The sequence below is a fragment of the Rhizobium sp. YJ-22 genome (assembly GCF_029601685.1).
Classification (GTDB): Bacteria; Pseudomonadota; Alphaproteobacteria; order Rhizobiales; family Rhizobiaceae; genus Metarhizobium.
In genome coordinates this window covers 271,047-285,143 of the sequence record NZ_JARRIR010000008.1, presented here as the reverse complement: position 1 = coordinate 285,143, position 14,097 = coordinate 271,047, and the positions used below count along the sequence as shown (strand labels likewise).

At 63.5% G+C, this 14,097-nt stretch carries 13 protein-coding genes and 1 pseudogene; 12 read left to right on the top strand and 2 right to left on the bottom strand.

Annotated elements, in window-relative coordinates; translation table 11 throughout:
• Window positions 1–33 precede the first annotated feature (33 nt).
• The 11 genes and pseudogenes from P7F60_RS19855 (at window position 34) to P7F60_RS19805 (ending at window position 12,109) form a co-directional block, all read left to right on the top strand.
• A complete protein-coding gene (locus P7F60_RS19855; protein WP_277919419.1) occupies window positions 34–2,856 on the top strand; it encodes an SPOR domain-containing protein in 2,823 nt (940 codons plus the stop codon).
• A 78-nt stretch (window positions 2,857–2,934) separates the two neighbouring features.
• Entirely contained in the window at window positions 2,935–3,948 is a 1,014-nt protein-coding gene (gene nagZ / locus P7F60_RS19850; protein ID WP_277919418.1) for a beta-N-acetylhexosaminidase, read from the top strand.
• A 65-nt stretch (window positions 3,949–4,013) separates the two neighbouring features.
• Window positions 4,014–4,814 (top strand): ScpA family protein, encoded by an 801-nt coding sequence (locus tag P7F60_RS19845; protein ID WP_277919500.1) that lies wholly within the window; start codon window positions 4,014–4,016, stop codon window positions 4,812–4,814.
• A gap of 8 nt (window positions 4,815–4,822) precedes the next feature.
• Window positions 4,823–5,539, top strand: a complete 717-nt coding sequence (gene scpB, locus P7F60_RS19840; RefSeq protein WP_277919417.1) for an SMC-Scp complex subunit ScpB — start codon at window positions 4,823–4,825, stop codon at window positions 5,537–5,539.
• 434 nt (window positions 5,540–5,973) lie between these two features.
• Entirely contained in the window at window positions 5,974–6,168 is a 195-nt protein-coding gene (locus tag P7F60_RS19835) for a twin-arginine translocase TatA/TatE family subunit (RefSeq protein WP_277919416.1), read from the top strand.
• A gap of 57 nt (window positions 6,169–6,225) precedes the next feature.
• A pseudogene (gene tatB / locus P7F60_RS19830) lies at window positions 6,226–6,510 on the top strand (Sec-independent protein translocase protein TatB); the annotation flags it as partial.
• 191 nt (window positions 6,511–6,701) lie between these two features.
• Complete coding sequence (tatC, locus tag P7F60_RS19825; protein WP_277919415.1) at window positions 6,702–7,523, top strand: twin-arginine translocase subunit TatC; 822 nt, start codon at window positions 6,702–6,704, stop codon at window positions 7,521–7,523.
• A gap of 109 nt (window positions 7,524–7,632) precedes the next feature.
• Window positions 7,633–8,916 carry a serine--tRNA ligase gene (serS, locus tag P7F60_RS19820; protein WP_277919414.1) on the top strand — a complete coding sequence of 428 codons (1,284 nt, stop codon included), beginning with the start codon at window positions 7,633–7,635 and terminating at the stop codon, window positions 8,914–8,916.
• Window positions 8,917–8,926: 10 nt separating this feature from the next.
• Entirely contained in the window at window positions 8,927–9,691 is a 765-nt protein-coding gene (gene surE / locus P7F60_RS19815) for a 5'/3'-nucleotidase SurE (RefSeq protein ID WP_277919413.1), read from the top strand.
• Window positions 9,688–10,341, top strand: a complete 654-nt coding sequence (locus P7F60_RS19810; protein ID WP_277919412.1) for a protein-L-isoaspartate(D-aspartate) O-methyltransferase — start codon at window positions 9,688–9,690, stop codon at window positions 10,339–10,341. Before surE ends, P7F60_RS19810 begins: the two co-directional genes overlap by 4 nt.
• Window positions 10,342–10,477: 136 nt before the next feature.
• Entirely contained in the window at window positions 10,478–12,109 is a 1,632-nt protein-coding gene (locus tag P7F60_RS19805; RefSeq protein WP_277919411.1) for a peptidoglycan DD-metalloendopeptidase family protein, read from the top strand.
• Between the two features lie 61 nt (window positions 12,110–12,170).
• On the opposite strand, the gene P7F60_RS19800 is transcribed toward P7F60_RS19805, so the two are convergent.
• Window positions 12,171–12,506 carry a hypothetical protein gene (locus tag P7F60_RS19800; protein WP_277919410.1) on the bottom strand — a complete coding sequence of 112 codons (336 nt, stop codon included), beginning with the start codon at window positions 12,504–12,506 and terminating at the stop codon, window positions 12,171–12,173.
• Window positions 12,507–12,630: 124 nt separating this feature from the next.
• Window positions 12,631–13,497, bottom strand: coding sequence for an ATP-binding protein (locus tag P7F60_RS19795; RefSeq protein ID WP_277919409.1), 867 nt, complete (start codon window positions 13,495–13,497; stop codon window positions 12,631–12,633).
• A 221-nt stretch (window positions 13,498–13,718) separates the two neighbouring features.
• On the opposite strand from P7F60_RS19795, the gene yajC reads away from it, so the two are divergent.
• Window positions 13,719–14,066 (top strand): preprotein translocase subunit YajC, encoded by a 348-nt coding sequence (gene yajC / locus P7F60_RS19790; RefSeq protein ID WP_277919408.1) that lies wholly within the window; start codon window positions 13,719–13,721, stop codon window positions 14,064–14,066.
• The last annotated feature ends 31 nt before the right edge of the window (window positions 14,067–14,097 follow it).

Sequence of the window (14,097 nt, the reverse complement as noted above, 5' to 3'; positions counted from 1 at the left end):
AGGCGAGATCCTTCCTTCGTCAACATTCGGCCCGTGGAAAAGCTCCGCGAGCCGGAACTTGAGGCGGCTGCACCCCGGCCGCAGCATCCGATCTTCAATCTCGAAGACGAGTTGCTGCGCGAATTCGAGATGTTCGATTCGCCGCGCAACGACAATACTGCGCCGGAGCGGGACGAGGCCCGCCTCAATGTCGCGCCGGAAATGGCCGATGCACGGCCTGAGCCGTCTGTTGCCGAGCGCCGCGAGCCGGAGCTGACGCTGGACGATCAGCAGCAGCCGGCTGAGTTGCCGCAGGCCGAAGTCTTTGCCGAGGCGTCATCCTTCATCGAGGCGATCGAGCCGGAAACCGTGTCTGTCGAGCCCGAGCCGATCGAGGCCCGCCAGGCGCCGGCCTTTGCCGCCCGTTCCTACAGCTTCGATCCCCCGTTCGAGCTGGATGTGCCGGCCGAGCAGCCCGCTGCCGAAGCCGCGCCGGCTGTCGATGCCTTCGAATTCGATCTCGCCAGCGAGCTGGAAATGGCGGTCGGCCACTCGGTCGATACCGAGCCGGCAACGGCGCCCGTGATCGAAGAACCGGTCGCTGCCGAACCCGTCGCGCCGCCAGCGCCGCGCTTCCGGTCTCTTGCCACGAATTTCAATATCCAGCGTTCGAACCTGCAGCCGGCCGTAGCCGTCGAACCGGTCGCGCGGCCGGAGGCGGCTGCGCCAGTGCCCGCCGCACCGGTCATCGAACCGATCGCCCGCAATGTGCGGGAGGAAAGCGCACGGGCCTCTGCCCAGCGCGAGCCGCATTTCGACGAGCCCGCCATCGAGTGGGATCGTCTGGCGGAAGAATTGACCAGCGTGATCAGCGAGCCGGATGCGCCGCAGATGCCCCAGGGCGGTCTCCGCTCCGCCAAGGACATAAGCTCCGACGCGTTGCTGGACGACGTCTCCCGTTTTCCGGTTCCGGAAAGCCCGGCCGTCGCGCCTTCGGCGTCGCTGATGCCGGATGTGATGGCCGAGCCCAAATCCGCCGCAACCCGTTTTGAAAAGCCCGTGATCGAGCCGCAGGCGGCCGCCACGATCGATCCGGCCTTCGAGTTCGATTTCGACAATATCGAGCTTGAACTCGCCGACATGAATTTCGACGAGCCGCCGCCGGTAGCGCCGGAGCCCAAGCCGACCCGTGCGCCGGAACCGGCCGCGCCACAGCCGGCGCGTGCCAGCTTCGTTCCGCCACTGGTCATGCAGGCGCCGGTCGTTTCCGCGCCCGTGGCCCCGGTCGCTCCGGCACCGGCGGCTCCTGTTGTCGCGGCTGCATCTGTGAAGGCGGCGCCGGCAGCAATGCCCGACGATGGCGAACTGCCTTTCGATCCCGCGCTGATCGCCGATGCCGAGGAGCATCTGGAAGTCGTGCCGCATCTGGACGTGCCGTCGCTGCCGGCTGTCGAGCCGGAAGAAACGATCGCGCCGGAGCCGGAATACGATCTCGACATCGATGCCGAGATGGCCAACCTTTTCGCGCCGATCAAGTCGGTCGAGAGCGAACCGGTTGCGGCGTCTGCGGTGGCTCTCGACACCAAGGATCCGCAGCGTTTCGAAAACGGCAAGGCGGCCATCGATGAATTCGACGAGTTCGAACGGGCGCTGGAGGAGGATTTCCGCCGCGCCATGGGCGAGCCAATGGCTGAAGGCGACCATGCTCAGCCGATGATTCTCGGCCCGGGCATGAGCTATGCCGCGCCGGAAACGGCGCGTCCGCGCCGGTTGTCGCGTGGACTCATCGTTGGCGTTGCTGCCGCGGTGATCGGCATGGCCGGCCTGGCCGGCGCCTATACGTTGTTCTTCGCGCCGGGCGGCGGTTCGGCCGGATCATCGTCCACCGGTCCGCGCGTCATCGCCGCCGACACGGATCCGATCAAGGTCGTGCCGGAAAATCCCGGCGGCAAGACCGTGCCGAACCAGGACAAGGCGGTCTATGACCGCGTCGCCGGCAATGCCACGGAACAGCCGAAGCAGGATTCGCTGCTGTCTTCGACGGAAGAGCCGGTCGATGTCGTGCAGCGTACGCTCGGTCCTGAATCCCTGCCGATGGATAGCGGCGAGGATGCGATCGCCAACATGCAGACACCGGTCGGCGAGACCGAGGATGCCCGCCTGCTTGCCGACGACCAGCCGGCGGCGGCCAAGACCGACAAGCCGACCGCCGACGGCTCCGGCGCGGCCGTCTCGCCGCGCAAGGTCCGCACCATGGTCGTCAAGGCCGATGGCACGCTGGTCGCCCGCGAAACCACCGAGCCGGCACAAGCCTCCGCCGCGCCGACCGAGATGAAGCCGGCGCTGGCGACACCTGCTGCGGACGCGCAGAAGCTGGCGGATATCGCCTCCGTCATCGATTCGTCGTCCGATGACCAGTCGGGCGCGACAAACCAGGCCGATCCGCCGCTGCGCACCGTGCGCACGACGAAGGTCGAGGCGCCGTCAGCATCCGCCGCCCCCGTTCCCGCCAGCCGCCCGGCCGACCAGCCGGTCAACGTCGTCGGCACGGTCACGGAGCGCGGGACGGTGCGCAAGCCGGCCGAGGAACAGCCCGCTGCCGCCGAGCAGCAGGTTGCATCGGCGGCAGCGCCCGGCGGTTACGTCATGCAGATTGCGTCGCTGCCGTCTGAAGCGGAAGCCAAGAAGTCCTATTCCAGTCTGTCCTCGAAGTTTGGCAGCCTGATCGGCGGTCGTGGCTACGAAATCAAGAAAGCCGAGATTTCCGGGAAGGGCACATTCTACCGCGTGCGTGTCCCGGTCGGCTCGAAGGATGCGGCGGCGGCCCTCTGCGTCAAATATCGCGCGGCCGGCGGCACCTGCCTGGTCTCCAAGTAAGTTCTGCTTGAATTGATGGAAGCGGCGGTCCCTGGCCGCCGCTTTCGTTTGTCCGTCCCCCCCAACGACGAGTGATCCATGACTGACGCAAAGGCGATGATCCTGGGATGCAGCGGCCTGACCCTGACCGCCGACGAAATTTCGCTCTATCGAAACGAGCAGCCCTGGGGTTTCATCCTCTTCGGCCGCAATATCGGCGAGCCCGCGCAGATCGCCGATCTGGTGGCGCAGATGCGCGACAGTGTCGGCCGCAGGGCGCCGGTGTTCATCGACCAGGAAGGCGGACGCGTGCAGCGCATCCGCCCGCCGATCCTCGACAAGTACCCATCCGCACAATTGCTTGGCGCAATCTATCGCGAAGACCGTGAAAAGGGCCGCCGTGCCGCCTGGCTGATGTCGCGGCTACATGCCTTCGATCTCAGCCGCTTCGGCATCGATGTCGATTGCCTTCCGGTGCTGGACGTGCCGGTGGAGGGTAGCAGCAATGTCATCGGCGACCGCGCCTATGCCTTCGACCCCGCCGTCGTCGCCGACATGGGGCGGGCGGCGGCCGAGGGATTGAAGGCCGGTGGCGTGCTGCCGGTGATGAAGCATATGCCGGGCCATGGGCGCGGCATGGCCGATTCCCATCATGAGCTGCCGGTCGTGCATGCCAGCCGGGCAGAGCTGGAGGCGCATGACTTCCCGCCCTTCATCGCCCTTAAGGACGAGCTCATGGCGATGACCTGCCACATCGTGTATACCGCAATCGATCCCGAGAGGCCGGCGACGACCTCGCGCAAGGTGATCGAGGAGATCATTCGCGGGCATATCGGTTTCGAAGGGTTGCTGATCTCCGACGATTCCTCGATGAACGCGCTGAAGGGCACACTCGGCGAACGCGCGGCGAATATTGCCGCCGGCGGCTGCGATATCGTCTTGCATTGCAACGGCCTGATGGATGAAATGAAGCAGGTGGTGGCCGAAGCCTATCCGCTGGCCGGGCGCGCGCTGCAGCGCGCCAGGGCGGTGGAGGCCGCGCTCGGCAAGGCCAAGGCCGCCGACGAGGCGGCGCTGCGCGCCGAATTTGCCGCATTGCTGCCGATGGTTTGAAGGCGACGAGCAGGGGAGACTGAGTGACCAAGGGCAAGACGACGACCGCCGACGGCGCCGCGCCGATGGACCCGCTCTGGCAGGAGCACGGGCGGCCGGAGCGTGCCGAGGGCGAGCCGGCGCTGGTCATCGATGTCGGCGGCTTCGAAGGCCCGCTCGATCTTCTGCTGCATCTGGCGCGTGCCCAGAAGGTCGATCTCGCCCGCATCTCCATTCTGGCGCTGGCCGAGCAATATCTCGAATTCGTCGATACCGCCCGGCAAGTGCGCATCGAGTTGGCCGCCGATTACCTCGTCATGGCCGCCTGGCTCGCCTATCTGAAATCGCGGCTTCTCATTCCGCAGCAGGCCAAGGACGAGGGACCATCGGGCGAGGAGATGGCGGCGACGCTTGCCTTCCGCCTAAAACGGCTGGAGGCGATGCGTGATGCCGCCACCCGTCTCGTCAACCGCAACCGCCTCGGCCGCGACGTCTTCGCGCGCGGTGCGCCGGAACATATCGCCGACGACCGCAAATCCGTGTTCGAAGCGACGCTTTACGACCTGCTCTCCGCTTATGCCAATCTGCGCCAGCGGCAGGCGGTGACGCAGGTGACCATCGAGAAGCGGCAGGTCTGGTCGCTTTCCGATGCTCGCGACATCCTGATGCGCATGATCGGCGAGATCGGCGAAGACTGGCATGCGCTCGACCGTTTTCTTCTGCGTTATCTCGTGGCGCCCGCCGACCGCGCCACGGCGATTGCCAGCGCCTTCGCCGCCTCGCTGGAACTGGCGCGCGAGGGCCAGGTGGAGCTCCGTCAGGACGGCGCCTTCGAACCGATCTTCATGCGCCGCGGGAAGACACCTCTGCCGCGCGACGGACAGTGAGGCGTCTGATGGCCGCCGTGGAAATCGAACCGGAAGACGACCTGATCGAGGCGGAGCAGGGCGCTGTGGAGAGCGCCTTCGTCGAGGCCGAGCGCATTGCCGAAGCGTTGATCTTTGCCTCGGCCCAGCCGGTTTCCGAACGTTCCATCGCCGAGCGCCTGCCGGCCGGGATCGATGCTCGTGCGGTGCTGGCGCGGCTCAAGGCGGCCTATGCGCCGCGCGGCGTGAATCTGGTGCAGGTCGAGGATCACTGGGCGTTTCGCACCGCTGCCGATCTCTCTTTCGTGTTGCGCAGCGGCGAAACGGAAGCGCGAAAGCTATCGCGCGCCGCATTGGAGGTGCTCGCCATCATCGCCTATCACCAGCCGGTGACACGCGCTGAAATCGAGGAGATTCGCGGCGTCCAGACTTCGAAAGGCACGGTCGACGTGCTGATGGAGGCGGGCTGGGTGCGGTTTCGCGGCCGCCGGCGGTCGCCGGGTCGCCCGGTCACTTTCGGCACCACCCGCGATTTTCTCGATCATTTCGGGTTGGAAACCCTGCGCGACCTGCCAGGGCTGGAGGAATTGAAGGGCGCCGGCCTGCTGTCGGGACGCATTCCTCCCGGCTTCCGCATGCCGTTGCCGCCCGCCGACGACGAGTTGGCTGAGGACGAGGATCCGATGACCGCCTCCGATATCGAGGAATTGGGCCTGTTGACGCCCGGCGGATCGGACGAAGAATAGCGCATTGCGCGCAATTCGCTTCGGAAGGACACAATTCGGGCGGATAGGTCACCTATCGTCGAACGAATCCGGCTCGATGCATCGGCAAGCTCCACGAGATTACGTTTTGCAAAGGCGCGTCGAAACGCCGCTGGAAAGCTCGACGCGCCGGCCTTGAGCGGAATGGTAGTCGCGACGGTGCCTCCGATGTCGCCGGCTCGGGTTGATCCGGTGCATGTTGCTCCGGTCCATTTCCCTGCAATGTCAGGGAGTTGGCGTTGCGGCTTGTTGCGATTCGCTAAAAAGGGCAGGCGTTTTTCGCCGCAGAATGCCGTCCATCGTCCACAGCGGATTTGCGACATCGGCGATATCGCCCGTTCCCGGGTCATTTTGGTGTTTGAAAAAGCTGGCTAAACATCTTAGATCATTTGAAACGAAAACAGGGAGTAGCGTTGATGGGTTCTTTCAGCATGTGGCATTGGCTTATCGTTCTGGCGATCGTCCTGCTGCTGTTCGGCCGTGGCAAGATTCCGGAACTGATGGGTGATGTCGCCAAGGGCATCAAGAATTTCAAAAAGGGTATGAGCGACGAAGACAACGCCACTCAGTCCAAGACTGTCGATCACAAGGTCGACGAGAGCAAGTCTTAAGGTCCGGTCCGGCGCGTCCGTTGCAAACGGTCGCCGAGCGGCTGGAGGAGCCTGAGTATGTTGGATGTTGGCTGGAGCGAGCTGCTTGTCATCGCAGTCGTTCTTATTGTCGTCGTTGGTCCAAAGGACCTGCCGCCGATGCTTCGCGCCTTCGGGAAAATGACGACCCGCTTGCGCTCCATGGCCGGAGAATTCCGGGCGCAGTTCGATGACGCGCTTCGCGAAGCGGATTTGGACGATGTGCGCAAGACCATCAACGACGCGCAACGCCTCAATCCCGTGAATTCGCTGCGGGATGCTATGAGTCCTTTGCGGCAGACGGCGAACGAGATTCGTTCCGATTTCCAGAGCGCTGTATCGACGCCCGCCCAGCCCGCGCCAAGCGTGACCTCGACGACCGTTGATCCGTTGCCTCCGGTGGCGGCGCCGGAACCGGTCATTACGCCTCAGCTGGCCGAACGACCGCAGCAAGCGCCTGCTTTCCCATGGAGCGCGGCTGGCCGTAAAGCAGACTCTGCCAAGAAGGACGAGGCATGAGCAACGATATCGACGACAAGCCACAGCCGCTTATCGAGCACCTGATCGAGCTGCGCACCCGCCTTATCTGGTCGATCGGCGCCTTCTTCGTTGCCTTCATCGCCTGTTTCGCCTTCGCCAAGCATTTGTTCAACTACCTGGTCATTCCCTATAAGTGGGCCGTGCTCTGGGCCGGTCTGGACTTGGCCAAGTCGGAACTGATTTACACCGCGCCGCAGGAATTTTTCTTCACGCAGGTGAAGGTGGCTATGTTCGGCGCCATGGTCATCGCCTTTCCGGTGATTGCCGCGCAGGTCTACAAGTTCGTGGCTCCCGGCCTCTACAAGAACGAACGCTCGGCTTTCCTGCCGTTCCTGATCGCTTCGCCGATCCTGTTCCTGCTGGGTGCTGCGCTTGTCTATTTCTTCTTCACGCCAATGGTAATGTGGTTCTTCCTGGCCATGCAGCAGAAGCCGGGCGAGGGGGAAGTTGCGATTTCGCTGATGCCGAAGGTGTCGGAATATCTCAGCCTGATCATGACGTTGGTGTTCTCTTTCGGCCTCGTGTTCCAGCTGCCGGTGATCACGTCGCTACTGGCACGCGTCGGTTTCGTCACGGCCGATGGCCTGGCGTCGAAGCGGAAATATGCGATCGTAGCCGCCTTCGTGGTCGCTGCCGTGCTGACGCCGCCCGATCCGATGTCCCAGATCGGTCTTGCGCTGCCGGCGATCCTTCTCTACGAGATTTCCATCTATTGCGCCCGAGTCATAGAACGCAACCGCCAGGCTTTGAGCGATGCGCCGGCTTCCACGGATGTCGCCGAAACCGGCGATGCCTGACACTGCCTGCATCCGTCCCGTGGGCGCGTCGTGACCGTAAGCGCGTGCCGGCGGGATGCTTTTGTCAGGGCTCTCCCGGCTGGAAATGATCTGACGACCGGGAACGACGATGCTCGATATCAAATGGATCCGTGACAATGCCGAAGCTTTCGACGCCGCGCTGGCCAAGCGCGGCTTGGAGCCGCTGGCGCAAACCCTGATCGCGCTCGATGAAAAACGCCGCGCCATCATCCTGAAGGTTCAGGAGATGCAATCGCGCCGCAACGCCGCCTCCAAGGACATCGGCGCCGCCATGGCGCAGAAGAATTCGGAACTGGCGGAAAAGCTGAAGGCCGAGGTTGCCGAACTGAAGACCACACTGCCGGCGGCGGAAGAGGAAGAGCGTGTCGTCAGCGGCGAGCTGAACGACCATCTGGTGCGTATTCCCAACATTCCGCTCGACGACGTGCCGGTTGGCAAGGACGAGCACGACAATGTCGTGCGCCATGTCGTCGGGCACAAGCCCGGCTGGAACCATCCGGCACGCGAGCATTTCGAAATCGGCGAAGGCCTTGGCCTGATGGACTTCGACCGCGCCGCGAAGCTATCCGGCTCGCGCTTCACCGTGCTCACCGGCCAGCTCGCAAAGCTGGAGCGGGCGCTCGGCCAGTTCATGCTCGACCTGCATACCCGCGAACACGGCTATACCGAAGTGAGCTCGCCGCTGATGGTGCGCGACGAGGCGATGTTCGGCACCGGGCAATTGCCGAAATTCGCCGAGGATCTGTTCCGCACCACCGATGGCCGCTGGCTGATCCCGACCGCCGAGGTGACGCTCACCAATCTCGTCTCCGGCGAAATTCTCGAGCAGGAAAAGCTTCCGCTGCGCTTCACGGCGCTGACACCGTCCTTCCGCTCGGAAGCCGGTTCCGCCGGCCGCGATACGCGCGGCATGCTGCGCCAGCACCAATTCTGGAAATGCGAGCTGGTGTCGATCACCGACGCCGAAAGCGCGATCGCCGAGCATGAGCGCATGACCGAATGCGCCGAGAAGGTGCTGAAGTTGCTCGGCCTGCATTTCCGCACCATGACGCTGTGCACCGGCGACATGGGTTTTGGCGCGCGCAAGACCTATGACATCGAGGTCTGGCTGCCGGGCCAGGATACCTATCGCGAAATCTCGTCCTGCTCGGTCTGCGGCGATTTCCAGGCGCGACGCATGAATGCACGCTATCGCGGCAAGGACGACAAGGGCACGAAGTTCGTTCACACGCTGAACGGCTCCGGCATCGCCGTCGGCCGCGCGCTGATCGCGGTGCTCGAAAACTACCTCAATGAAGACGGCTCGGTGAGTGTTCCCGATGTGCTGCTGCCCTATATGGGCGGCGTGACGCGCATCGAGAAAGCGTTGTAAGGAGTGTCGATTGCGAATCCTGCTGACCAATGACGACGGCATTCATGCCGAGGGGCTCGCGGTTCTGGAACGGATCGCGCGCAGCCTTTCGGACGATGTCTGGATCGTCGCACCGGAAACCGACCAGAGCGGCCTTGCCCATTCGCTGACGCTGTCGGAACCGCTGCGGCTGCGCAAGATCTCGGACAAGCATTTCGCCTTGCGCGGCACGCCGACCGATTGCGTGATCATGGGTATTCGCGAAGTGATGGACCGCAAGCCGGACCTGATTCTTTCCGGCGTCAATGCCGGCTCTAACCTTGCCGACGACGTCACCTATTCCGGCACCGTGGCCGGCGCCATAGAAGGCACGCTGCAGGGCGTGCGCTCCATGGCGCTCAGCCAGGCCTATCGCCTTGAAGGCGGCCGCGTCGTGCCGTGGGAAGTTGTCGAGGCCTATGCGCCGAAACTCCTGCGGCAGATGCTGGATGTGGAACTGCCGGACGGCACTTTCCTCAATCTCAACTTCCCGAATTGCCGGCCGGATGAAGTGCAGGGCATCGCGGTGACCGCGCAAGGCAGGACGGATTTCGCGCTCGGCGTCGAAGAGCGCGCCGATGGGCGCGGCTTTCCCTATTATTGGCTGCGTTTCAACGAGCGTGTCGGCCGTTTTCGGGAGGGAACGGATATCAATGCCCTGCAGAACGGCAAGATCTCGGTGACGCCGCTCAAGCTGGATCTCACCGATTATGCCGTGCAGGACCGGTTGGCGCAGGCATTGGGAGCTGCCGAGTGACATCGCGGATGATCGAGAAGGAAGGCTTTGCCGCGCTGGTGTTGCGGCTGCGCTCGGAGGGTATTTCCGACATCGATCTCCTGACCGCCGTCGAGCAGACGCCGCGCAGCCAGTTCGTGCCGCCGCTGTTTGCCGAAAGCGCCTACTCCAGCCGTACCCTGCCCATCGACTGCGGGTCTTTCATGGAAGGCGCGGATTTTGCCGTGCGGCTTCTCGATCGATTGAAGATCAAGCCCGGCCAGCGCGTGCTCGAAATCGGCACGGGCAGCGGTTTTACCGCCGCCGTGATCGGTCGCATCGCCGAGCGCGTCCTGACCATCGACCGGTATCGCACGCTCACCGACGCCGCTCACAAGCGCATGGACGTGCTTGGCTTGCGCAACGTCATCGTCCGTCATGCGGACGGTAGCGCCGGTCTGCAGGGCGAGGGCACCTTCGACCGCATCCTGGTGACGGCGGCGTTTCCGGCAATGCCGCGATTTTATGCGGAACAACTCGTTTCCGGCGGCTCTATGATCGCGCCGCTGATGGTGGCGGAAGACCGCTGCATGATGGTGCGCCTGTCGAAAACTGGCAGCCGCTTCGATCGCGAGGAGCTGTTCGAGGCGCCCTATATGCCGATCGTGCCGAAACTGGCGGCTTTTCTCTGAGGTGCAGCCATGGCGCAGCATCTTATGGTTATCAAATTGCCATGATGTGCGCTTCGAGACCCCCGGCTTAACCGGCTGGTAACACTAACACGCTTTAATGGGCATCGTTCAGTTGCGTGTTGAGTGGGTCGTTTTCATGCGTATCAATGTATCGCCATATATCGGAAAGTCTGCCCTGCGTGTTGCCGTGGCAGCGTTTCTCGCGAGCGCCGCCACCGGCTGCAGCTCCGATGTCTCGCGATTTGGCGGGTTCTTCGACCGCACCGAGAACATCACCACCAACTCCATTCCACGGCGGCCGATCACCGGCCTGAACGGCGAGGCGCCGATCCCGAGCCAGGATATCGCGCAGGGGCAGCGCCAGCCGATGCGGCCGATGATGTCGGCCCGCGAAGAGGCACTGAACCAGCCGTTCCCGGAAAAGCCGTCCGTGTCCTACGACCCGGTCAACACCGCCACCGTCGGCGGTTCGGGCGCGCGCATGGCGAGCCGCCCGATTGCCGTGCAACGCACCGAGCTCGCCGATCCGACCACGGCCTCGTCGTCAGCCCGGGCCGAGCGCAACGTCGCGCTGGCGCAGCCGATGCCGCCGAAGCGCAACGAGATTCGCGAGTTGCCCAAGGCCGATGCGATCATCACCGGCAACACCCCGAAATCCACCGGCTGGACCACCTTCAACGCGCCGAACGTACGGCTGAAGCCCGGCGAATCGGTCGCGACGCTGTCGAAGCGTTATGGCGTGCCGGAAAAGGAAATCCTGAACGCCAATGGCTTGAAGTCGCCGGCTGCCGTGAAGCCCGGCCAGACGTTGGTCATTCCGACCTATGGCCAGCCGCGCAACCTTGCCAAGGCGAGTGCGCAGGCCGGTGAACTGCCGGATGGCGGTCTGCCGACACCCTCGAAGACGCCGGACAAGGTCGCTGTGCTGCCGAACGGCAATACGCTGCGCGACAAATCGCAGACTGGCCTTGATGCCCAGGGCAACAAATTGGCGCCCGCCGATGGCGGCAAGCCGGAAAAGAATGCCAAGGCCGGCAAGGAAACCGCGCCCGCCGGCGGCTATGTCGTCAAGCCCGGCGATTCGCTGGCCAAGATCGCCAAGACCAATGGCGTCAGCGTCGAGGCGCTGAAGGCAGCCAACGGCATGACCACGGCGTCGCTGCGCATCGGCCAGACGCTGACCGTTCCGGCGGCGAGCGCCGCACCGGCCGGCGACGAGGTCAAGACCGCCTCCATTCCGTCCAAGAAGGGCGAGCAGAAGCCGGCCGCCGAGGAGAAGCAGGTCGCTTCCACCGGCAAGCCGCAGGAATACAAGCCGCCTGTCGCCAAGCAGTCCGTCGATGACGTCGCCAAGAAGAACGATGGCGGCGAAGAAGCACCCGACGCCACCGGCATCGGCAAATATCGTTGGCCGGTCCGCGGCGCGGTCGTCGCCGGTTACGGCGCCAATGTCGCCGGCAGCCGCAATGACGGCATCGACATTTCCGTCCCCTCGGGCACGCCGGTCAAGGCGGCGGAAAACGGCGTGGTCATCTATGCCGGAAACGGCCTCAAGGAACTCGGCAACACCGTTCTGGTGCGCCATGACGACGGCACCGTCACCGTCTACGGCCATGCGGATGCGCTGAATGTCACCCGCGGTCAGAAGGTCCAGCGCGGTCAGACCATCGCTTCCTCCGGCATGAGCGGCAACGCCACCTCGCCGAAGCTGCACTTCGAAGTGCGCAAGGATGCAACGCCGGTCAACCCGATGACCTATCTGCAGTAAGCGGCGGATATTTCCAACCCATAAGGAAAAGGCGCCCGAGGGCGCTTTTTCTGTATGACAATCACCATTTTCCCGGGCTCTGGTAACGAAGCATCGCGGCAAGCGTGTCTCGATTGAGTTGCGCGGACTCCGTATCGCCTGTCCGTTCCGCGAAATGAGCTGCTTCCTGCACGCCGAGGATATAGTTTTTCGTGCCTGCCGGCATAGACGTGGCGGCAACCGCTTCAGACGATGTCATGCTACCTTCGTTGATCATCCTCGCGGCCTTGTCAGCAACTGCGTTTCGGGTCGTGTCCGTGAAGTCGAATTGCTGGCCGCTCTGCTTACCCTTCGGGAAACGGTTGTTGATTGCCGTCGCCGCGTTGGAAATCCGGCCAATGAGGTTTTCGCTACCCATAATAATTCCTGTCTGAAGCCTGTCCTGCGCAAAATCCGTTGCGTGCGAAAGACAATCGCACGCTGGACTTGTGTAAAACTTATGGGTGCATAATTCGCGCGCCTGCCAACCTCAGGCTCTGTGTTTACTGCACCTTCCTGCGCAGCCGTCCCGCGAGATCCTGGATATACTGCCAGGCGACACGACCGCTGCGGCCGCCGCGCGTCGTCGCCCATTCGAGGGCGTCGGCGTGGAGCTTGTCTTGCGGCAGGCCGAGGTCATAATGGGCGGCATAGCCGTCGATCATCGCGAGATAATCGTCCTGGCTACATTTGTGGAAGCCGAGCCACAGGCCGAAGCGATCTGAGAGCGAGACCTTTTCCTCCACGGCTTCCGAGGGATTGATCGCGGTCGATTGCTCGTTTTCCATCATGTGGCGCGGCAGCAGATGGCGGCGGTTGGAGGTGGCGTAGAACACCACGTTTTCCGGCCGGCCCTCGACGCCGCCGTCCAGCGCCGCCTTCAGCGACTTGTAAGCGGTGTCGTCATGGTCGAAGGACAGGTCGTCGCAGAAGACGATGACGCGATGCGGGGTGTCGCGCACGAGGTCGAGCAACACCGGCAGCGTCGAGATATCCTCGCGATGCACTTCCACCAGCTTCAAAGACACGCCGCTGGCGGCGCGCACATCCTCATGCACCGCCTTCACCAGCGAGGACTTTCCCATGCCGCGCGCGCCCCAGAGCAGCACGTTGTTGGCCGGAAATCCCTCCGCGAAACGCTGGGTGTTTTCATGCAGGATGTCGCGCACCCGGTCGACGCCGCGGATCAGCGTCAGCGCCACGCGGTTCGGCTTCGGCACCGGCTGCAGATAGAGCCGGCCCGGCGCCCAGACGAAACAATCGGCCGATGTCCAGTCGCTTTCGATGGGCGCCGGGCCGGCAAGGCGTTCCAGCGCCGTATTCAGCTTGCGAATCTCTGTGATGAGAATGTCGTATCTATCGTTGTCCATGCGGGCCACCTCGCTGTTTTACCGTTTCGGGCCGGTTTCGCACCGGATTTGACCGGCGGTACCATGGCGTCTTGGGAGCGGAAAGGTTAAGAGGCGGCAAATCGGTACGATCCGCGCCGGCTTTTTGTTGCATTCATATGGTGCGCCACTATATTCCGGCCACCAAAGCGCGGACGACCGATCCGACCTTTTTATCTTTTGCCGAGTTTAAGGAGTTTTCGATGTTCATCACCGAGGCATACGCCCAGGCAGCGAGTGGCGCAGCGGCTTCTCCGCTCGGTTCCGGTCTGGAAATGATCTTTCTGTTCGTGCCGCTCATGGTCGTCTGGTATTTCCTGCTGATCCGTCCGCAGCGCGCCCAGGCCAAGAAGCGGGAAGAGACGCTGAAGAACATTCGCCGTGGCGACCAGATCGTCGCTGGAGGCATCGTCGGCAAGGTGACCAAGGTCGTCGACGAACGCGAAGTGGAAGTTGAAATCGCCGAGGGCATCCGCGTCCGCGTCGTTCGCGCCTATGTGACCGATGTTCGCGTCAAGGGCGAACCGGTCAAGGCCGAAGAGGCGAAGTAAGAAGGAAAGCGGCGCTGGAAAGGCGCCGCTC